The 19,201-nt window shown below is 72.9% G+C and carries 19 protein-coding genes; 7 read left to right on the forward strand and 12 right to left on the reverse strand.

What is annotated here, in order from left to right:
- From AB0927_RS33435 to AB0927_RS33475, 9 genes are all read right to left on the reverse strand, one after another.
- On the reverse strand, positions 1–589 hold a 589-nt coding region (locus AB0927_RS33435; protein WP_366671561.1), incomplete at its 3' end, for a 1,4-alpha-glucan branching protein.
- Positions 590–623: 34 nt separating this feature from the next.
- On the reverse strand, positions 624–1,301 hold the full coding sequence (locus AB0927_RS33440; RefSeq protein ID WP_366671562.1) for a spherulation-specific family 4 protein: 678 nt from the start codon (positions 1,299–1,301) through the stop codon (positions 624–626).
- Positions 1,298–2,182: an NAD-dependent epimerase/dehydratase family protein gene (locus tag AB0927_RS33445; protein ID WP_366671563.1), complete on the reverse strand. Its 885-nt coding sequence runs from the start codon at positions 2,180–2,182 to the stop codon at positions 1,298–1,300. The genes AB0927_RS33440 and AB0927_RS33445 overlap by 4 nt, the downstream gene beginning before the upstream one ends.
- A gap of 7 nt (positions 2,183–2,189) precedes the next feature.
- A complete protein-coding gene (locus AB0927_RS33450) occupies positions 2,190–2,903 on the reverse strand; it encodes a nucleotidyltransferase family protein (protein WP_366671564.1) in 714 nt (237 codons plus the stop codon).
- A 39-nt stretch (positions 2,904–2,942) separates the two neighbouring features.
- Entirely contained in the window at positions 2,943–3,944 is a 1,002-nt protein-coding gene (locus tag AB0927_RS33455; protein ID WP_366671565.1) for a GDP-mannose 4,6-dehydratase, read from the reverse strand.
- Between the two features lie 36 nt (positions 3,945–3,980).
- Positions 3,981–5,363 (reverse strand): hypothetical protein, encoded by a 1,383-nt coding sequence (locus tag AB0927_RS33460; RefSeq protein WP_366671566.1) that lies wholly within the window; start codon positions 5,361–5,363, stop codon positions 3,981–3,983.
- Positions 5,360–6,877: a GT4 family glycosyltransferase PelF gene (pelF, locus tag AB0927_RS33465; RefSeq protein ID WP_366671567.1), complete on the reverse strand. Its 1,518-nt coding sequence runs from the start codon at positions 6,875–6,877 to the stop codon at positions 5,360–5,362. The genes AB0927_RS33460 and pelF overlap by 4 nt, the downstream gene beginning before the upstream one ends.
- A gap of 116 nt (positions 6,878–6,993) precedes the next feature.
- Entirely contained in the window at positions 6,994–9,129 is a 2,136-nt protein-coding gene (locus tag AB0927_RS33470) for a hypothetical protein (protein WP_366671568.1), read from the reverse strand.
- Positions 9,130–9,447: 318 nt separating this feature from the next.
- Complete coding sequence (locus AB0927_RS33475; RefSeq protein WP_366671569.1) at positions 9,448–9,975, reverse strand: hypothetical protein; 528 nt, start codon at positions 9,973–9,975, stop codon at positions 9,448–9,450.
- A gap of 432 nt (positions 9,976–10,407) precedes the next feature.
- Between AB0927_RS33475 and AB0927_RS33480 the strand changes: the two genes are divergently transcribed.
- Positions 10,408–10,665, forward strand: coding sequence for a DUF5133 domain-containing protein (locus tag AB0927_RS33480; RefSeq protein ID WP_366671570.1), 258 nt, complete (start codon positions 10,408–10,410; stop codon positions 10,663–10,665).
- 205 nt (positions 10,666–10,870) lie between these two features.
- Positions 10,871–11,788, forward strand: a complete 918-nt coding sequence (locus AB0927_RS33485) for an SGNH/GDSL hydrolase family protein (protein WP_366671571.1) — start codon at positions 10,871–10,873, stop codon at positions 11,786–11,788.
- 113 nt (positions 11,789–11,901) lie between these two features.
- On the opposite strand, the gene pgm is transcribed toward AB0927_RS33485, so the two are convergent.
- Positions 11,902–13,542 (reverse strand): phosphoglucomutase (alpha-D-glucose-1,6-bisphosphate-dependent), encoded by a 1,641-nt coding sequence (pgm, locus tag AB0927_RS33490; RefSeq protein WP_366671572.1) that lies wholly within the window; start codon positions 13,540–13,542, stop codon positions 11,902–11,904.
- 285 nt (positions 13,543–13,827) lie between these two features.
- Here pgm and mgrA point away from each other — a divergent pair, with 285 nt between their 5' ends.
- The 3 genes from mgrA (at position 13,828) to AB0927_RS33505 (ending at position 15,874) form a co-directional block, all read left to right on the forward strand.
- Entirely contained in the window at positions 13,828–14,871 is a 1,044-nt protein-coding gene (mgrA, locus tag AB0927_RS33495; protein WP_366671573.1) for an L-glyceraldehyde 3-phosphate reductase, read from the forward strand.
- Positions 14,872–15,004: 133 nt separating this feature from the next.
- Positions 15,005–15,178, forward strand: a complete 174-nt coding sequence (locus AB0927_RS33500; RefSeq protein ID WP_366671574.1) for a hypothetical protein — start codon at positions 15,005–15,007, stop codon at positions 15,176–15,178.
- 72 nt (positions 15,179–15,250) lie between these two features.
- The gene (locus tag AB0927_RS33505) at positions 15,251–15,874 is read left to right on the forward strand and encodes a DedA family protein (protein WP_366671575.1); all 624 of its coding nucleotides are present in this window, start codon (positions 15,251–15,253) and stop codon (positions 15,872–15,874) included.
- 18 nt (positions 15,875–15,892) lie between these two features.
- Here AB0927_RS33505 and AB0927_RS33510 read toward each other — a convergent pair whose 3' ends face one another.
- Together AB0927_RS33510 and AB0927_RS33515 are read right to left on the reverse strand one after the other, a co-directional pair.
- The gene (locus AB0927_RS33510; RefSeq protein WP_366671625.1) at positions 15,893–17,548 is read right to left on the reverse strand and encodes an MFS transporter; all 1,656 of its coding nucleotides are present in this window, start codon (positions 17,546–17,548) and stop codon (positions 15,893–15,895) included.
- Positions 17,549–17,700: 152 nt separating this feature from the next.
- Complete coding sequence (locus AB0927_RS33515; protein ID WP_366671576.1) at positions 17,701–18,177, reverse strand: MarR family transcriptional regulator; 477 nt, start codon at positions 18,175–18,177, stop codon at positions 17,701–17,703.
- 126 nt (positions 18,178–18,303) lie between these two features.
- Here AB0927_RS33515 and AB0927_RS33520 point away from each other — a divergent pair, with 126 nt between their 5' ends.
- Together AB0927_RS33520 and AB0927_RS33525 are read left to right on the forward strand one after the other, a co-directional pair.
- Positions 18,304–18,477, forward strand: a complete 174-nt coding sequence (locus AB0927_RS33520; protein WP_366671577.1) for a CsbD family protein — start codon at positions 18,304–18,306, stop codon at positions 18,475–18,477.
- Positions 18,478–18,727: 250 nt separating this feature from the next.
- The gene (locus AB0927_RS33525) at positions 18,728–19,180 is read left to right on the forward strand and encodes an ATP-binding protein (protein WP_366671578.1); all 453 of its coding nucleotides are present in this window, start codon (positions 18,728–18,730) and stop codon (positions 19,178–19,180) included.
- Positions 19,181–19,201: the final 21 nt, after the last annotated feature.

The following is a 19,201-nucleotide window of genomic DNA, read 5'->3' on the forward strand; positions in this document are numbered from 1 at the left end:
GGCCGAGGGCGTCCTCGGCCGGGAGCGGCGGGTTCTCGTCCGCCGGCGCCGGCGTGAGGACGCGGTGGACGTGCAGGACGGTGCCGTGCGGGGCGGGCAGGCGGGTGCCGTCCGCGTCGTCGGCCGGTGCCGGGATGAAGCCCTCCGGCGCGAGGGGGGCACCCGTGTAGGCGCGGGACACCTCGTGGTCCGGGGTGTCGGTGATGCTCTGGGCCATCGCCTGTGCCTTGCCCTCGACGAGCAGCAGCAGTTCGGTGACCAGCACCGGGTCGCACAGGCCGTCGTACGCCCAGCGCTTGCCGAGCACGCCGTGCTCCATCGTGCCGACCAGCGCGTGCTCGGCCCCCTCCAGCGGCGCGCCGCGGTAGGTCAACGGCACGAAGTAGACCGTCGGTTCGGGGCCCGCGGTGTCGGTGACCACCATGAACTCGATGCCCACCTCGCCCTCGGGGTCGTCCAGCCGGAAGCCGCCGGTCTTCTCCAGGACGGGGGCGCCGGTGCCGCCGCGGTACCACGGGCGGGTGGGCAGCCACTCGGCGAGCAGTTCGACCTTGGAGGGCGTGAGGGTGGTGCGATGGATGACGGCCATGACGGTACTGGTCTCCCCGATGTGTGCGTACTGATCACGCCCAGCCTCGCACACCGTCCGCGAAGGCGAGGGCGGGGCTCAACACCGCCCATGGATTGGGCCCTTCGCCGGTCACCGGCCCGCAGACCCCGGCGCCGCGCTCCCACGCGGTGCGCACCGCGAGCGGGACCAGGGCGGCGGGGACGCCGTAGACGAGGTGGCAGAGCCGCTCGGGCGGCTGGCGCGCGGCCCAGGAGGGCCGGGTGAACGCCGAGACGTACGTCGACCAGTGCCCCTCGAACGTGACCGTGAGATCGGCGAGCCGGGCGTATCCCGGCGCCGGGTGGACGCCGGGGTTGAGCACCACGGTGCCGGTGCCGAGCCGGCGCAGGTCCCGGACCAGGCGGCGGCAGGCGGGCAGGCCCTCGGGGGTCGCGGTGACCCGGTCGAGGAAGCAGCCGTCGGTCCGGTACCAGCTCCGGTGCCTGCGTACGTCCTCGGTGATCGCGGCACGGTCCCGCATCCCGTAGTCGGTGTCGACGTAACCGAGCAGCCGGGCGCCCGCCGCGCGCAGCGCCCGTGCCGCCGCCGTGTAGGCGGGGTCGGGCGCGGCGCCGGGCCCGCTCGCCGGGTTGAGGACGACCGCGTGGGTGCGGGCCGCCGCCGTGATCAGCCGGTGCCAGGCGCCCGGGTCCTCCGCCGGGTGCACGTACAGCGGTATCAGCAGGCTCACGGCGTGCCCGCCCACAGCGCACCGAGGGCGTCGGCCAGGCCGTGGTCCGGGCGCCAGCCGAGGGCGCGTTCGACGGCGCCGATGTCCGAGCACTGCCAGGACACCTGGGCCGAGCGCGCCGAGCCGTCCCCGCACTCCTCCAACTGCCCGCGGAACCCGGCGAGCCGGGCCAGCCCGCGCACCAGGTCGCGCACCGGAACCGCCCCGCCGCCGCCGATGTTGAGCACCGACGGCAGGGGTCCGGGCGCGGTGACGGCGAGCGCGACCGCTTGGGCGACATCGCGGACGTCCACGAAGTCACGGTAGGCCGACAGGTCCCCGAGCCGCAGCACGGCCCCGGGATCGGATCCCGCCGTGCGCAGCAGCGCGGCCATCCGGCCGGGCAGGCTCGCCGCGGGCGCCCCGGGGCCCACCGGGTTGCCGATCCGCAGGACCACCGCGTCCAGACCGGCCGAGGCCACCGCGAGGGTGCCGGCGAGCTTGGTGGCGCCGTACGGGGTGACCGGGCGGGCGGGCGCCGACTCGGTCACCGGGACGCCCGGGGTGCCGGGGCCGTACTCGGCGGCGGAGCCGAGGTGGACCAGGCGGGCCGCCGGGGCCGCCTCGCGCAGCGCGGCGCAGAGCACGGCGGGGCCCCGGGCGTTGACCTCCGCGAGCGTCACCGGGTCGCCGCCGGTGGCGCCCGCGCAGTTCACCACGGCGTCCGGGGCGGCCGCCGCCAGCGTCTTGGCCAGCCGCTCGGGCCGGTCGGTGGCGAGGTCGACGGCGTACTCGGCACGGGTGCGGCCCCCGGCGAGAAGCCGCGCACCCGGGAGGGTGCGCAGCCGCTCGGCCACATGGCGGCCGAGGTACCCCGTGCCGCCCAGGACGAGAATGCGCATGCGGGACTCAGGCTCCCTTGAGCAGCAGGGACTTGCGGGTGGTGAACTCGGCGTTGGCCCGGTCGTAGTCGTCGGGGCGGCCGATGTCCAGCCAGTAGCCGTCGAACTCGTAGGCGTGCGGCGGGTTCTGGGTCTTCAGCAGGTCGAGGACGAGTTCGTCGAAGCCGAGCGGCAGTCCCGGCGTGTAGCCGTCGAGGGTCGCACGGCTGAGGCCGTAGACGCCCATCGACACCCGGTAGTCCATGCTGGGCTTCTCGGTGAACGCGACGACCCTGCTGGCGTCGGTGGTGAGCACACCGAAGTCGATGTGCACCTTGCGGGCGTAGGTGGCGATGGTGAGCGGGGCGCCGGAGTGGCGGTGGCGGCACAGGACGTCGGCGTAGTCGAGGTCGGTGAGGATGTCGCCGTTCATCACGAGGAAGTCCTCGGGCAGCCGGTCCTTCAGGTTGAGCAGGGGGCCCATGGTGCCGAGCGGGCTTTCCTCGGTGGCGTAGTCGACGGCCAGGCCCCACTGGGAGCCGTCGCCGACGTAGGCGCGGATGATCTCGCCGAGGTGGCCTATGGCGAGGGTGCAGCCGGTGAAGCCGGCCGAGGACAGTTGGCGCAGCACGATCTCCAGGATGGCGTGCTGGTCGCCGATGGGGACGAGTGGTTTGGGCAGCGCGGTGGTGTAGGGCCGCAGCCGGACGCCCTTGCCTCCCGCCAGGATCACTGCGTGCATGGGGTGCCTCCTCAGAAGACGTCGTGACGTGCCGGACGGTCAGATGTTGTAGATGCCGGTCTTGTAGCGGGCCAGGTTGGCCGGGTCGCGGAAGAACCCCGCGGTGTGCGCGAGGCCTTGCTCCAGGGTGTGGACGGGCGCCCAGCCGGTGGCGGCGGTGAGCCGGGTGGCGTCGGCGACCAGCCGCATCACCTCGGAGCCCGTGGGCCGGATGCGCGCGGGGTCCGGGCGGACGTCGATGGCGGTGTCCATGACCTTGCCGATCAGGGCGACGAGGTCGCCGACGGAGATCTCCTCGCCGGTACCGGCGTTGAAGGTGCGCCCGACGACGTGCTCGGCGGGGGCGCCGCCCACGGCGAGGAAGGCCCGCGCGGTGTCCTTGACGAACAGGAAGTCGCGGGTGGGCCGCAGGTCGCCGAGGGTGATGGTCCGCTCCCCCGCCGCGATCTGCCCGATGACGGTGGGGATGACGGCGCGCATCGACTGGCGCGGTCCGAAGGTGTTGAACGGCCGCAGGGTGACCACCGGGGTGCCGAAGCTGGCGTGGTAGCTGTCGGCGAGCCGGTCCCCGCCGGCCTTCGAAGCGGCGTACGGGGACTGGGTGTTGATGGGGTGGTCCTCGGTGATCGGCACGGTCTGGGCGGTGCCGTAGGTCTCGCTGGTGGAGGTGTGCACCAGGCGCGGGGTGCCGAGCGCGCGGACCGCTTCGAGCACGTTGAGGGTGCCGGTGACGTTGGTCTCCACGTAGCTGTGGGGCGCCTGGTAGGAGTAGGGGATCGCGATCAGGGCGGCCAGGTGGTAGGCCACGTCGGCCCCGTCGAGCAGGCCGCGCACGGAGCCGGGGTCGCGGACGTCACCGAGCACGATCTCCACGTGGTCGAGGACGTCCGGAGAAAGGGTCTCCAGCCAGCCGTAGGAGGAGAAGGAGTTGTACTGGGCCATGGCCCGCACCCGGTGCCCGGAGGCGACGAGGGCCTCGGTGAGGTGCGAGCCGATGAAACCCTCGGCCCCGGTGACGGCGGCGAGCGGTTGGGAGGTCAACTGGTTGGTCCTTCCAGTGAGTTGAAGAGAGGTGGTTCAGGCGTGCCGGGCCGGGCGGCCGAGCAGCCGCAGCGCGCACGCCAGGAGACACGGCACGGCGGCCGCGCAGGCGAGCGGCAGCGCGTCCGGACCGGGCGGCAGGTGCAGCACCGCGCTCGCGCCGGCCGCCCCCGCGGCGGCCAGACAGATCGCGGCGGGCGGCCAGGCGGTGCCGAACGCCTGGAGGAGCAGCGCGGTCCACAGGGTGGCCGCGAGCAGCAGCAGCGGGGCCGGCGGGGCGCCCGTGAGGTACGCGGCGGGCAGCAGCGGCAGCAGATAGCCGAGCAGGCACAGGCCGAGTACGGCGGCGGAGCGCAGCAGGAACCCCGCGGGGGTGGCGGTGGCGCGCAGGGCGGCGACGGACAGCCCCCGGTAGCGGTAGAGCAGCCACTCGGCGGGCCCCATGCTGACGGTGAGCACGATCACCGCGTACGGCTCCCGGCGCCCTTCGAGCAGCACCAGCAGCCCGGCGGCCAGTCCGAACAGGCCGTACGGCAGCGACCAGCGCAGCGGGGGCCGCCTGCCGCCGTCGGCCCCGGGCGCCCGGAACAGGCCGCGCAGGGCGTGCGCGGTGACGGCGAGCGTGGCGAGCAGCGCGAGCAGGGGCAGGCCGAGGCGCGGCACGGCGCCCGGGTCCCACCGGAACAGGCAGGCGGCGCCCGCGAGCAGCGGACTCAGCGCGGCGAGCAGCGACTTCTCCCGGGCCAGCACCAGCAGCACACCGGCGGCCGCGAGGTAGAGCGACTGGGCGGCGACGGCGAGCAGGACCGGGCCCCCGCCGGTGAGCGGGGCGGCGACGGCGGTGGCGAGCGCGGCGCCCAGGGGCGCGCCCGTCGCCAGGGTGCGGGCGGCCTCCCGGGGGCCGGTCGCCTTGCGTAAGTGGGCGCGGTGGCCGAGCCCTTGGCCCCAGGCCCAGGAGATCAGCCCGGCGAGGATCAGCGCGGCGGCGTGCCGGCCGGGTTGCCACAGGGGCGCGGTGAGCGGGTAGGCGAGGCCGGGCAGCGCGAAGAGCAGCCCGCGCAGCAGACAGCGGACGTGGTCGGGGCGCCAGGGGTCGGCGGCCGGCGCGGGCTCGGGGAAGGTGCGGGGTACCTGCTCGTAGAGGGCGGTGGCGAGCGAGAACAGGTTCGGATGACCGTACCGGTCCTTGATCGTCTCGGCGGTCAGTCCCTCGGCCTCCAGCAGGGCGGCGACCTCGTAGGGGTGGACGGCGGGGCCGATGCGGTCGGCGAGTTCGGCGGCCAGCAGGCTGACGGCCGCCTCGTCGGTGCCGTGGCCGGGCAGGCGCAGGGACAGGGTGCGGTCGTCGGGGCGGGCGAGCCGGAGGGCGAGGGTGTCCTGTTCCGCGCCGCCCGGCTCCAGGGCCATGGGTCCGCTCATCCGGCCAGGCTCCCCGCGGCGGTCCGGCGCCCGGGCTCGCGCTCCGGGGCGGGCGGGGTCTTGAAATCCCGTGTGTGATAGGGGAGTTCGAGGTATATCGAGCGGAAGGTGTCGATGGTCTGGCGCAGCGTGAACTGTTCGATGACCCGCAGCCGGGCGGCCTCCCCCATGGCCGCGCGCCGGGCGCCGTCGCCGAGCAGTTCCAGGGCGGCCGCGGCCATCGCGGCCGGGTCACGCGGCGGTACGACGAGTCCGGTGTCGCCCACCGCCTCGCGCACCCCGCCGACGTCGGTGGAGACGGTGGCCCGGCCGCAGGACATGGCCTCGATGAGGGTGAACGGGAATCCCTCGCTGATGCTGGAGAGCATCACCACGTTCCCGGCCGCGTAGGCGTCCTTGATGTCCTCGACGCGGCCCTCGAAGGTGACCGCGTCCGCATGGCCCAGCTCGGCGGCCAGCGCCGCACAGCGCTCCCGGTAGGCCTCGCCGCCCCGGGGCGTGCCGCCGAAGAGCCGGAGCCGGGCCTCGGGTATGCCGGCCCTGACCATGGAGAAGGCGCGGATGAGCGTCTCCAGGTCCTTGATCGGGTCGACCCGGCCGGCCCAGCTCAGCGTGGGCACACCGGGTTCGGGTCCGGCGGGCGGGAAGGCGGCCGGGTCCACGCCGTTGTAGACGGTGCGGATGGCCCGCGGGTCGGCGCCGCCCTGTTCCTCCCAGAGCCGGTTGTAGCGGTTGCCGGGGGTGATCAGGGCGGCCCTGCGGTAGCTCTCCTCGGCGAGCAGCCGGAAGAAGCCGAGGACGACGGCCTTGACCGGCCAGCGGTAGGGAGCGGTGCGGTAGCCGAGGTAGCGCTCGCGCAGATAGACGCCGTGCTCGGTGAGCAGCAGCGGGACCCCGTGCCGGTCCAGGGCGGCGAGTCCGGGCAGTACGGCGACGCCGCCGCTGACCGCGTGGGCCACGCCGTGCCGGGGCGTGGGCGCGGCGAGCGGGCGCAGGGCGTGTTCGAGCAGGGCGGTGGCGGTGACCGCGTCGTGCAGGGTGGGACGGGCCTCGCGCACGGCGAGTCCGGGGCGGTGCCACACCGCGGCGAGCAGGGCGATGGCCCGGTCGCCGCGCAGGAACGGGCTCAGTGTCCCGTCGGCGGCGGCCCGCGCCAGCAGGTACAGGGCGGACGGGAACTGGTCCTCGGCGCACGGGTCGAGGAGCGCGCTGAGGAAGCGTTCGTAGGCGTCGGTGAGCCGGGCGAGGGCGCGGCCCCGGGGCGCGCGGCCCTCGGGCGGCTCACCCCACATGGGGACGGAGCGCACCTCGTGGACCTGGGCGGGCAGGTCCCAGACGACGGGTTCGCGTCCGGTGCCGGTGACGGCGATGACATCGAAGTCCAGGTCGGGCATGCCCTGGACGAGTTGGTCGCACCAGACGCTGACGCCGCCGTGGCTGTGCGGATAGGTGCCTTCGGTGAGCAGGGTGACGTGCGCCGCGCCGGGGCGGCGCGCACCGTGGTGAACGTGCATCGATCGGCTCCACGGCCAGAGTTGTGGGGTGGTCGTGCGGGTCCCGGCCGCGGCGGGGCGGCCGGGACCCGGGGCCCGTCCGATGACGCCGGACGGGCCCTTGGGTCGGAGCGCGTTCAGTGATGCGGGACGTACGGGACGTGCCGGGTGACGCCCTTCGGGAGCCTGGTGTGCGGGGCCGGCGTGGTGGCCGCCGGATGGGTGTGGCCATGTGCGTGCGGGGTGGCGGCGGACGCGGTGCCGGGCAGGGTGAAGGTGAGCGGGGTGCCGGTGGAGGCGGTCCAGCCGGACAGCTCGCCCGCGTACGGGGTGCCGAAGGCGGCGGCGTGGAGCGTGCTGCCGGCGGGCAGGGTGGCCGTGGCGTCGGTGCCGCTGGGCGCCTGGACGGTGACGGCGTTGCCGATGCGGTAGGCGGTGACCTGGCCGGCGTTCAGGGCGTTGTTCCAGGCGGTGCGGCGCTGGAGTTCGATGCCGATGTCCTTCATCCGCAGGTTGACCAGCGGGGTGTTGGCGGCGAACAGGCCGTTGTAGCCGTCGAGCACGCCGTTCAGGACCGGGTAGGCGATGCGGTCCTCGGCGAGGTTGGACTGGTGGATGAAGTGCGGCTTCGGGTCGTTGGCGAGCACGTGGCCGAGGTCGATCCGGGTCTCCAGCGGCACGATGTAGCTCTGGTAGCCGGTGGCGGTGGACAGCGGGGCGGCCAGGCAGGTGGTGGTCGCGGGGTTGTCCTCGCAGATGCCGCTGCCGCCCTGGGCGCGGCTGGTGTAGAGCCAGTTGTACTCGTCGGTCTCCTCGGAGGCCCTGCCCGCGTTGTAGAAGACGTTCATCGGGTAGCGGGCGACGGTGGTGGCGGGGCCGAGCTGGCGCTGGGCGGGATCACGGGAGGCGTCCGCGGCGAGCCACTTGACCCCGTTGTCGGTGAGCGCGGGTCCCAGGTTGGGGTTGTCGAGGGGCTGTTGCGGCAGGATCCGCAGCCCGGAGTGCTCGCCGGTCACCAGCTCGCTGTTGTCCAGGGGCAGCCCGTTGGTCTGGCCCCAGACGCGGTTGTTGGCGATCTCGTCGTCGATGCTCTGCCGGCTGACCCACGTGGTGCTGCCGTCGGCGCCGGTCACGCACTTCCACGGGACCACGGTGGTGTCCTGCTGGCAGCCGAGGAAGGCGTGCGTGTAGGTGTGGTTGATCCAGCGGAACCGGTTGCGGTCGGCGATGAGCTTGTCGGCGAGCTGGTCGACGCCGTTGTTGTCCTCGCGCTGGTCGACGCTGCCGGAGCCGTTGTAGGCGAGGTCGAGGGTGAAGCCGTGGCTCTGCTCCCAGGCGGTGGCGTAGTCCACGTCCGCCGGGGTCATCCGGATCGGACTGGGCGTGCCGGAGCTGTTGGTGCAGTCCACGTCGCCGGGCGTGCAGTTGAGCTGGGTGTCCCAGCGGTCGTCGGCGGCGAACACGTCGTCCACGTGCACGGCGAAGTAGTTGCGGGAGGCACCGAGGTGCACCCCGCCGGTCATCCAGTCCACGATGCCGCGCGCCAGCAGCCGGAACTGCTGCTGGTACTGGTTGTAGACGAAGGTGATGACCAGCTCGCGCCGCCCGTCGTGCCGATACTCGCCGACGAGCGAGCCCTGGGTGGTGGTGCCGGGGATGGCCGCCTGGACGTACGGAGTGAAGTCGGCGCCGGCCGCGGGCGTCGACAGGTAGCCGTAACTCTCGCCGACGGTGGGCGAGTTGTCCTCGAAGGGCACGGCGCCCTTGAGGTAGCCGAAGGGTCCGGCCTGACCGGCGCCGGTGACCTGGGCCTGGACGCCGTCGATGCTGCCGGAGTAGCCGCCCGAGGTCGGGACCTGGAGCCCGACCTGGGGGCGGGCGTAGGTGTAGGCGTCGACCTGCGGGATGCCGTACGTCTGCTCGTAGGCGGCGAGCGCGCTCATCTCGGCGCTGCCGGTCGGGAACGGGTTGTCGTTGGGCAGGACGACGGCCTGGTACTTGGCGCGCGCCCGGCCGTCCACGGTGTCGGCGAGGAAGCCGGCGTCGATGGTGGGCCGGCTGCCGCTGGTCAGGTCGACCTTGGTGAACGGCGTTCCCTCGGAGGTGAGTTCCGCGGTGATGGCGTCGGTGGCCGGGCCGCCGTCGCTGATCACCAGGACTCTGAGGTCGATACGTGGTGTGCCGCCGTCGGCCTGGGCCGGTCCTGCCTGCAGGCCGAGTGCGGTGATGAGCGCGCCCACCGTCAGCGCGGTGGTGCGAATGGTCCGCTTCATTGCGGTGAAGTCCCCTCCCCGGACGGGGGCGAGCACGGCTCACTCGGAGCGGACGCACCCCCTCGCGCGACGCCGGCGTCCCCCTCAGAAGCCGGTCGTCGAGCATCCGTCGCGTCACATAGTGATGGATGTGTGTAGCTATTGTGGTCGAGTCACGAAACTTGACGGAAAATGGCGGGTTTCCAACTGTCGTGTGACGCAACCCGATTGATCCATTTTCCGTCCTGTTCCGCGCCGCCCGGCGAACCGTCTGGTCCGCCGGGCGACGTACCGGCTCCCGCGCGTGACGCGGCAGGAGCGCCGGGGACGTCGGGGACGTCAGGAACAGAGCACGCGCGTCTCGGGCGTGTAGACGGGGCCGCCGCTGCTGTTGGTGCCGTCGCTGAACTCGGCGTAGAAGTAGGAGTAGAAACCGATGTTGCCGTTGCAGCCGGAGTCGGCGGCGATCTGGAGGGTCAGGGTCACGGTGCGGCTCTGGCCGGGCGGGATGGTGGCGCCGTAGTCGGTGCCGAGGTTGGTCGGGCCGGTGCCGGAGCAGGGGGTGCTGCTGCCGTCGGCGGCGGCCAGGCTGCAGCCGGTGAAGCTGTACTTCAGGTCCGGACGCTGGGTGGTCAGCCAGGTCGGGTCGATGGTCTGGTACACGAACAGGACGTCGTACGTCTTGTTGTTGGTGAGCGTCATCGACAGCTTGACCGAACCACCGGGGGTGGTGGTGGCGGTGTCGGTGCCGAAGGTGAGGGAGGCCGGGTCCGGGGCGGCACTGGCGAGCGTGCTGAAGCCGAAGACGGCGAGGACGACGGCGAGGACGGCGGTGAGACCGAGGCGTCTCAGCAGAGGTGATCGCATGGCCCGGGAGGCTAGGTGCGGGGCGCGTGCGACGTCTGCCCCCTTGCGATGCCCCGAAGCACGTTCGGCCGAAAGCGATTGTTCGGTGAAGGCCGTGTGAGGATGTTGTGACGATCTTGCGAGAGGGGCATCCGCGCACGGTGCGGGCGGTGGCGGCCGGGACGCGCGGGGCGGCCGGTGACGTCGGCGCAAAGGCGGGTTAATGGCCAGGACCCGCCCCGCGCCCGCGCGCGGAACCGGGGCAGCCGGTTGTATGAGGGCATGTTTCCCGGCCAATCGGCGAATTCCGGCCGCGCCGGGTCCGCGGAGTGCGGCGCCGGGCACGGTACGGCCGGTACGGAAGAGATCACCGGGGTGGCATGCGGGGCCTGCGCGCGGGTAGTCGCGCTTGCGACTTCGTACATCGGCGACACACCAGGGAGGCCGACCCCCATGCTGATGGCACACCCCGCCGTACTGAAGGACCTCATCGCCCAGTACGAGGCCCTCACTCTGCTCGGTGCCGAGGAGAGCACCCCGAGGGCACAACAGCGGCTCGCGGACGTCTCGTACACGCTCTGCGTGGCCACCGGGACGCGGGATGTCGACATGGCCCTGATCGCGGCGCGCCACCGGCTGTCCGGGGCGCGTCCGGAGGACGACTCGCTGCTCCAGGAGCCCGCGCCGGCCGCCGCCGCGTCCGGCGTCTGAGGGCGGGCGCGGGGCCGGGGCGCGGGCCGCCCACCGCCGCCGGCACCGCGCCCCACCAGCGGCTCGACGCCGTACTCCCCCGAACTCACAGGCTCCCGCTTCTGGTCGGCGGGACCTACTGGACGGTATACAGACCCAGTCAATCGCGTGAGGGCCGCTCCACGGCGCCGCCGTCCGCGCTGTGTACCGGTCCCAGGGGGGAACGATGACGAACGACAGACATCCGGCGGACGGGGCGAGAGCCCGGCGGCGGACCGCGGTGCTGGCGGCGGCGGTGGGCGGATGCGCCCTGGTCGCCGCCGCCACCACACCGGCCGCCGCCCAGCCGGCGGGCCACGGCCCCCGCCTCGACTACGTGGCCCTCGGCGACTCCTACACCTCGGGCCCCGGCATACCCACGCAGGTGGACGCCAACTGCGCCCGCTCCAGCCGGAACTACCCCTCGCTGGTGGCGGAGCGAGAGGGCGCGACCAGCTTCACGGACGCCAGCTGTTCCGGGGCGACGACCGCCCAGATGTGGCAGGCCCAGGGCAGCAACCAGCCCCAACTGGACGCCGTGTCACGGGACACCGACCTGGTGACGCTCCAGATCGGCGGCAACGACGTCGGGTTCGGCCCGATCATCGGCACCTGCGCCCAGCTCGGCGTCCAGGACCCGGCGGGCAACCCGTGCGAGCGCTCCTACGAGGCGTCCGGACAGGACGCGCTGGCCCTCGCCGTCCAGCAGACCGCGCCGAAGATCACCCAGGTGCTGCGGGCCGTGCACGAGCGGGCGCCGCACGCCCGGGTCGTGGTCGTCGGCTACCCCGACCTGATGCCCGACGACGGAGTGGGCTGCTTCCCGCAAGTACCCTTCGCACAGGGCGACTTCGCCTATCTGCGGGACACCGAGAAGCGGCTGAACCTGATGCTGCGCACGGTGGCCGCCCACAACCGTGCCGAGTACGTGGACACCTACGGCCCGACCGTCGACCACGACATGTGCAAGGCGCCGGCTGACCGCTGGATCGAGCCGCTCCAGCCGGCCTCGCCCGCGGCCCCGGCGCACCCCAACGCCCGGGGCGAGGAGGCCATGGCGGGGGCGGTCCTGGACCGGCTCGCGGGGAACCACGGGCACCACTGAGCCCGGCACGGCGGCCTCCGCGAGCGCGTGGGAGGCCGCCGTTCTCAGCCATCCGCCCCGAAGGCCGCCGGAACCGGCCCGTCGGCGAGGTACCGCCGGCGAAGGGCCGCCGCTCAGCCGCCCAGGGCGCTCTGCACCACCGCCCGGGCCTCCTCCTGCACCCGGGCCAGGTGGTCCGGGCCGTGGAAGGACTCGGCGTAGATCTTGTAGACGTCCTCGGTGCCCGAGGGGCGGGCCGCGAACCAGGCGTTCTCGGTGGTGACCTTGATGCCGCCGATGGCCGCGCCGTTGCCGGGCGCCTCGGTGAGCACGGCGGTGACCGGCTCCCCGGCGAGGGTGTCCGCGGTGACCTGGGCCGGCGACAACTTGCCGAGCAGGGCCTTCTGTTCGCGGGTCGCGGGGGCGTCGATGCGGGCGTAGGCGGGCTCGCCGAAGCGGGCGGTCAGGCCCGCGTAGTGCTCGGAGGGCGTCTTGTCCGTGACGGCGGTGATCTCGGAGGCGAGCAGGGCGAGGATGATGCCGTCCTTGTCGGTGGTCCACACCGAGCCGTCCCGGCGCAGGAAGGAGGCGCCGGCCGACTCCTCGCCGCCGAAGCCGAGGTCCCCGCCGATCAGCCCGTCCACGAACCACTTGAAACCGACGGGCACTTCGACCAGGCGGCGGCCGAGGTCGGCGGCGACCCGGTCGATCATGGTGGAGGACACCAGGGTCTTGCCGACGCCCGCCTCGGCGGACCAGCGGTCGCGGTGCCGGTAGAGGTAGTCGATGGCGACCGCGAGGTAGTGGTTGGGGTTCATCAGGCCGGCGTCCGGGGTGACGATGCCGTGCCGGTCGGAGTCGGCGTCGTTGCCGGTGGCGATGCGGTAGTCGGCGCGCCGCTCGATCAGCGAGGCCATCGCGTAGGGCGAGGAGCAGTCCATGCGGATCTGGCCGTCCCAGTCCAGCGTCATGAACCGCCAGGTGGGGTCGGTGTGCGGGTTGACCACCGTGAGGTCGATGCGGTGCTGCTCGGCGATCCGGCCCCAGTAGGCGACGGAGGCGCCGCCGAGCGGGTCGGCGCCGATGCGCACCCCGGCCGCGCGGATGGCGTCGAGGTCGAGGACGCCGGGCAGGTCGTCGACGTAGGTGCCGAGGAAGTCGTGACGGCCGGTGGTGTCCGCGGCGAGCGCGCGGGTGTACGGCAGCCGTCGTACGTCCTTCAGGCCGCCGGCGATGATCTCGTTGGCGCGGTCCTGGATCCAGGACGTGGCGTCGGAGGCGGCCGGGCCGCCGCTCGGCGGGTTGTACTTGAAGCCGCCGTCGGCGGGCGGGTTGTGCGAGGGGGTGACGACCACGCCGTCGGCGAGCCGCGTCGTGCGGCCCCGGTTGTGGGTGAGGATGGCGTGCGAGACGGCGGGGGTGGGCGTGTAGCCGTCCGCGCTGTCGATGAGCACGCCGACCCCGTTGGCGGCGAACACCTCCAGCGCGGTGACCTTCGCGGGCTCGGACAGGGCGTGGGTGTCGGCGCCCAGGAAGAGCGGGCCGTCGATGCCCTGCCCGGCGCGGTACTCGCAGATGGCCTGGCTGGTGGCGGCGATGTGGTCCTCGTTGAAGGCGCTCGTCAGGGACGAGCCCCGGTGCCCCGAGGTGCCGAAGGCCACCCGCTGGGCCGGGTCGGCCGGGTCGGGGTGCAGCGCGTAGTACGCCGTGACCAGCCTCGCCACATCGACAAGGTCCTCGGGACCGGCCGGCCGGCCGGCTCGCTCGTGCGCCATGGGTGCGTTCCTCCGCGTCGGTTTCGGTCGCTCGCTCCGGCCCATCTTTCCTCGTCAGAACGCTGCCACGCGAGTCCGCGCGATCAGCGGCCGAGCATTGTGCGACCTCCGCGCCGTGCCTATGGAACCTCTCCGCCGCGCGGCGCGCCGGTTTCCCACTCAGAAACAGAACCGCTCAATCCCATCCAGGTGCGCAATTGGACTTATGGATCACCTGGGAGCAGGGTGGGCAGACCCCCTCGCACCTCTGGGGGCACCCCTACGGCACGACCCGGAGAACACCCGATGACCCACGTCGCGGACCCCGCTCGCTACGACGGCACCATGCGCTACCGGCGCACCGGCCGCTCGGGACTGGACCTGCCGGTCCTGTCCCTGGGCTACTGGCACAACTTCGGCGACGACCGTCCCTTCGAGACCCAGCGCGAGATCGCGCTGCGCGCCTTCGACCTGGGGATCACCCACCACGACCTGGCGAACAACTACGGCCCGCCGTACGGCTCGGCGGAGGCCAACTTCGGCCGGCTGATGAAGCGGGACCTCGCGCCGTACCGCGACGAGATGGTGATCTCCACCAAGGCGGGCTGGGACATGTGGCCGGGCCCCTACGGGCAGGGCGGCGGATCCCGTAAGTACCTGCTGGCCTCGCTGGACCAGTCGCTGCGCCGGATGGGCGTGGACTACGTGGACATCTTCTACTCCCACCGGCTGGACGCGAGCACGCCGCTGGAGGAGACGATGGGCGCCCTCGACACGGCCGTCCGCCAGGGCAAGGCGCTCTACGTCGGCATCTCCTCCTACGACGCCGAGCGCACCCGGCAGGCCGCCGCGATCCTGCGCGAGCTCGGCACCCCGCTGCTGATCCACCAGCCGTCGTACAACATGTTCAACCGCTGGGTGGAGACCGACGGCCTGCTCGACGTGGCGCGGGAGGAGGGGTTCGGCGTCATCGGCTTCACGGCGCTCGCCCAGGGCCTGCTGACCGGCCGCTACCTGGAGGGGGTACCGGGCGACTCGCGCGCCGCGCAGGGCACGTCGTTCGACCGCTCCTGGCTGACCGACGACGTGCTGCGCCGCCTGCGCGCCCTCAACGGCATCGCCGCCCGGCGCGGGCAGACCCTGGCCCAGCTCGCGCTCGCCTGGGCGCTGCGCGACGAGCGGGTGACGTCCCTGGTCATCGGTGCCTCCCGCACCGAGCAGCTGGAGCAGAACGTGGCCGCGCTGGAGAACCTCGACTTCACCGACGAGGAGCTGGCCGAGATCGACACGTACGCCACCGACGGCGGCGTCGACCTGTGGCGGGAGGCCCGGCTGGGCAATCTCCGCTGATCCGGCGGGGACCGGCCCGACATCAGAGCTGTGACGTACATCACATCCGTACGGGATAAATAAGACTTAATATGGGCAATGCGGACATTCCGCATCCTTACGTTCCTCACGACCGCAAGGAGCCCCTCACCGCATGGTGCCCGGAGCCCACCCCAGCCACGTCCCGCCGCCCCATCCCGACCTGGGCAGCGCCCGCGACTGCGAGCGCTGCCTCGGCTGGGGGACCGTCGTCACCCTCGACGGGCAGCACGAACTGTGCCCCGACTGCCAGCCCGCCCCCGGCCCCGACTCCGGCGGCCTCCCCTAGGGGATCGCCCAGGGGTCGCCCAGCGCAGCGGTCCGGACACCGAGCGCGGCGCCGGGGACGTACGGTGGAGGCATGGCCGCCCCTCCGCTGCCGGGACCGCTGGCCCATCTGGCGCCGCTGCTCGGCCACTACGGCTACTGGGCCGTGGGTGCCGTGATCCTCGTGGAGGACTTCGGCGTCCCGGCGCCCGGTGAGACGATCCTGCTCGCGGCGGGGGTGTACGCGGGCGCGGGTGAGCTGGACATCGTGAAGGTGGCGCTCATCGCGTTCGCCGCCGCCGTGGTCGGGGACAACATCGGCTATCTGATCGGCCACTTCGGCGGGCGCGCCTTCGTCCACCGCTGGGGCCGGTACGTCTTTCTGACGCCGAAGCGGTTCGCGGCCGCCGAGGCGTTCTTCACCCGGCACGGCGGCAAGATCGTGACCGTCGCCCGGTTCGTCGAGGGCCTGCGCCAGGCCAACGGCATCATCGCGGGCACCTCGGGCATGCGCTGGCGCCGCTTCCTCGCCTTCAACGCCCTCGGCGCGGCCCTGTGGGTGGGCCTGTGGTCCACGCTGGCCTACCTGGCGGGCAGCCACATCAACACGGTCTACGAGGACATCAAGCGCTACGAGCTCTACTTCCTCGCGGCCCTCGCGGTCCTGGTCCTCGCGCTCGTGGCCCGCCATGTCGTGCGACGGCGCCACGAGCGCTGAGGGCCGGGAACCCACCCCTCACGAGGAGCGCGTCGCCCCGGGCTTCTTCGGCTCGGCCCGCTCCGCTCCGCCCGCCGGCGCCTCGTCGGCGCGTTCGTGGCCGCCGCGCAGCGCGGAGGCCACGGCGGAGACCAGGGCCATGCCCGCGGCCACGCTGAACACGATGGCCAGACCGTGGTGGAAGGGACCGGAGACCAGCTCCGGGAAGAAGGAGTGGCCGGTCAGGGTGGCGCGCTGGGCGGCGGTCAGCTGGTCCAGGGTGCCGCCGCTGCCCAGCAGATGGGCGATGGGGTTGTTGCCGAGGAACGTCGCGAACAGGGTGCTCACCGGTGGCAGCGAGGCCACCTGGTGCGCGGTCGCGGCGGGCACGCCGTGCGCCGTGAGGCCGCTGCTCAGCGTCTTCGGCAGGGTGGCGGCGAGGCCGGAGACCATCAGCGAGAAGAAGACGCCGATGGACAGGGCCGTGCCCGAGTTCTGGAAGGTGGAGCGCATCCCGGAGGCGACGCCCCGGTACTTCGCCGGCACGCTGCCCATGATCGAGGAGGTGTTGGGCGAGGAGAACATGCCCTGGCCCAGCCCGTTGAGCAGCAGCAGCGCGGCGAACGGTCCGTAGTCGAAGTCCACGGGAAGGGCCAGCAGCCCGAGGAAGGACCCGGCGACCACGAGCAGCCCCGCGGTGGAGAAGATCCGGGCGCCGAACCGGTCGGAGAGATAGCCGGAGACGGGACCGGCGAGCAGGAAGCCCAGGGTGAGCGGCAGCATGAAGATGCCCGCCCACAGCGGGGTGTCCTCGAAGTCGTAGCCGTGCAGCGGCAGCCAGATGCCCTGGAGCCAGATGATCAGCATGAACTGGAGGCCGCCGCGGGCAATCGCGGTGAGCAGGGCGGCGAGGTTGCCCGCCGCGAACGCCCGCACCCTGAACAGCGACAGCCGGAACATCGGTTCGGCGACCCTGCTCTCCACCACGCAGAAGACGAGCAGCAGGAAGACGCCGCCGATCAGCCCGCTGAGGACCCAGGGGTTGGTCCAGCCGGTGGGGTGGCCGCCGTAGGGCTGGATGCCGTAGGTGATGCCCGCGAGCAGGATGCCGGCGCCCGAGGCGAAGGTGAGGTTGCCGAGCCAGTCGACGCGGCCCCGCCCGCCGGCCGCGGTCTCGCGCAGGCTCAGGTACGACCAGACGGTGCCGGTGACGCTGACCGGGACGCTCACCCAGAACACGGCCCGCCAGTCCACGGCGGCCAGCAGACCACCGGCGAGCAGGCCGAGGAACTGCCCGGCGAGCGCGGTGATCTGGTTGATGCCGAGCGCCATCCCGCGCTGCCGGGACGGGAAGGCGTCGGTGAGGATCGCGGCCGAGTTGGCGGTGAGCATGGAGCCGCCGAAGGCCTGCACGACGCGCCACAGGATCAGCCACAGCGCGCCCGCCCCCGCCCGGAACGGATCCAGGGACAGGGCGATGGAGGCGACGGCGAAGACGAGGAAGCCCAGGTTGTAGATCCGCACCCGGCCGAACATGTCGCCGAGCCGGCCGAGCACCACCACCAGGACGGCCGAGACCAGCAGATAGCCGAGGATCATCCACAGCAGATAGCCGATGTTGCCCGCGGCGAGCGGGTCCAGGCCGATGCCGCGGAAGATCGCCGGCAGCGAGATGATCACGATGGAGGCGTCCATCGTGGCGATCAGGACACCGAGCGTGGTGTTGGAGAGGGCGACCCACTTGTAGCCGGGGCCGGGCGGCGTGGCCCGCTGCCGGGCCGAGCGGGCGAGCAGCCGGGCACGTATGCCGGTCCCGGGGGTGCCGCCGCCGGTATCGGGCGTGCCGTTCACAGCTGTTCCGCCAGTCGGTCGAGCAGGGGCAGGATGTCGTTCAGGGCCTGCCGCTCGCCGGGGGTGAACCCGTCCAGGGCGTGGGCGAGGCGGTCGGCGGACTCGGAGCGGCGCCGTTCCAGCACGGTCCTGCCCTCCTCGGTGATCGCGATGACGGCCCGGCGCCGGTCGGCCGGATCGGGCGCGCGGCTCACCAGGCCCCGCTGCTCCAGACCGGCGAGGGTGCCGGCCATCGCCTGCGGCCGTACCCGTTCCAGCTCGGCGAGCGCACCCGGCGAGTCCGGGCCGCCGCGCGACAGCCGGGCCAGCACCGAGGCACCGGAGAGAGTGAGGTCGCCCACCGCGTGCGCCTGGCGCAGCCTGCGCACGATCCGTCCCATGGCCAGCTTGAGCGCGCCCGCGAGCGCGGCGGTCTCCGGAGTCCCGCCGGTCTCGGCGGCCGTCTCCGTCACTTCGTCTGTCGTCACATCCATGATTAGTAACAATAGGTTTATCAGTTTGAACTGAACAATCAAGGGCGGGTAATCGGTTTGAGGGGCGTCGCAGTGGCAAACCGGATGGCAACCGGACATCACGAGACGTAGGGATGTGAGACTCCGATGGCTGGCAGCCAGAAGGCGAAGGGCAAGACGGAGCAGGCCAAGGGCAAGGCCAAGGAGGCCATGGGCCGCGCCGTCGGCAATGAGCGCATGGAGGCCGAGGGCCGCGCGGAAGGCGCGCGCGGGGATGCCCGGCAGGCCAAGGAGAAGGCCAAGGACACCTTCAAACACTGAGGCCCGCCGTCGGCCATGACGCTGACCCGGACGACCGATCTCAGCGGGTCCCGGGAAACCGCTCAGCGGATTCCCGGGGCCCGTTGTCGCGTCCGGCGCCCGCTCCGGTCAGGGATTCGTGCGCAACCGGAGGATTCCCGGTGCGCGTCCCCTTGACCGACGGACCAGCGGGTAACCGGGCAGAGACGGCACGTTCCCCCCACGCTCGCAGGAAGGGACTCCGAACCCGGAGGGAAAAGGGCGACGAGGTATGGACATCCCGCTGAGGACGCACCCGAGGACGCAGGACCTGCGCTACACCCGGACCTGGGACACCGGCACGTGCAGCAGCGCCGACGCGCGCGACGCCGTGGCCGCCCTGCTCGCCGAGGCATGGCCGGCGCCGGTGCGGCGCTCGGTGCAGGACGCGCAGCTCGTCGTGAGCGAGCTGGTCACCAACGCGGAGAAGCACGCACCCGGCCCCTGCGCCCTCAGCCTGGAGCTGGGGCCCGGCGGCCGCGCGCTGCGCATCTGCGTGACGGACACCTCCACCGAGCCGCCACGCCCCCGCCCGCCCGATCCCGGGCGGGTCGGCGGCCATGGGCTGCACCTGGTGACGATGCTCGCGCGGAACCTGGAGGTGGCGGTGCTGCCCGAGGGCAAGCGGGTCACCGCGACGGTGCCGCTCGTCGCCGAGGGCGCCGGCTCACCCCACGGCGACTGAGCGGCCGGCTGAGCACGTCGG

It is taken from the genome of Streptomyces sp. NPDC048106, assembly GCF_040706415.1.
Lineage (GTDB): Bacteria > Actinomycetota > Actinomycetes > Streptomycetales > Streptomycetaceae > Streptomyces.

Excerpts from the sequence above, each read along its gene's own strand:
- AB0927_RS33460 (WP_366671566.1), bottom strand. The coding sequence starts at position 5,363 with ATGAGCGGACCCATGGCCCTGGAGCCGGGCGGCGCGGAACAGGACACC.
- AB0927_RS33450 (WP_366671564.1), bottom strand. The coding sequence starts at position 2,903 with ATGCACGCAGTGATCCTGGCGGGAGGCAAGGGCGTCCGGCTGCGGCCC.
- AB0927_RS33475 (WP_366671569.1), bottom strand. The coding sequence starts at position 9,975 with ATGCGATCACCTCTGCTGAGACGCCTCGGTCTCACCGCCGTCCTCGCC.
- AB0927_RS33520 (WP_366671577.1), top strand. The coding sequence starts at position 18,304 with ATGGCTGGCAGCCAGAAGGCGAAGGGCAAGACGGAGCAGGCCAAGGGC.
- AB0927_RS33445 (WP_366671563.1), bottom strand. The coding sequence starts at position 2,182 with ATGCGCATTCTCGTCCTGGGCGGCACGGGGTACCTCGGCCGCCATGTG.
- AB0927_RS33505 (WP_366671575.1), top strand. The coding sequence starts at position 15,251 with ATGGCCGCCCCTCCGCTGCCGGGACCGCTGGCCCATCTGGCGCCGCTG.
- AB0927_RS33525 (WP_366671578.1), top strand. The coding sequence starts at position 18,728 with ATGGACATCCCGCTGAGGACGCACCCGAGGACGCAGGACCTGCGCTAC.
- AB0927_RS33510 (WP_366671625.1), bottom strand. The coding sequence starts at position 17,548 with ATGGACGCCTCCATCGTGATCATCTCGCTGCCGGCGATCTTCCGCGGC.
- AB0927_RS33500 (WP_366671574.1), top strand. The coding sequence starts at position 15,005 with ATGGTGCCCGGAGCCCACCCCAGCCACGTCCCGCCGCCCCATCCCGAC.
- pelF (WP_366671567.1), bottom strand. The coding sequence starts at position 6,877 with ATGCACGTTCACCACGGTGCGCGCCGCCCCGGCGCGGCGCACGTCACC.
- AB0927_RS33480 (WP_366671570.1), top strand. The coding sequence starts at position 10,408 with ATGCTGATGGCACACCCCGCCGTACTGAAGGACCTCATCGCCCAGTAC.
- AB0927_RS33470 (WP_366671568.1), bottom strand. The coding sequence starts at position 9,129 with ATGAAGCGGACCATTCGCACCACCGCGCTGACGGTGGGCGCGCTCATC.
- AB0927_RS33485 (WP_366671571.1), top strand. The coding sequence starts at position 10,871 with ATGACGAACGACAGACATCCGGCGGACGGGGCGAGAGCCCGGCGGCGG.
- mgrA (WP_366671573.1), top strand. The coding sequence starts at position 13,828 with ATGACCCACGTCGCGGACCCCGCTCGCTACGACGGCACCATGCGCTAC.
- AB0927_RS33515 (WP_366671576.1), bottom strand. The coding sequence starts at position 18,177 with ATGGATGTGACGACAGACGAAGTGACGGAGACGGCCGCCGAGACCGGC.
- pgm (WP_366671572.1), bottom strand. The coding sequence starts at position 13,542 with ATGGCGCACGAGCGAGCCGGCCGGCCGGCCGGTCCCGAGGACCTTGTC.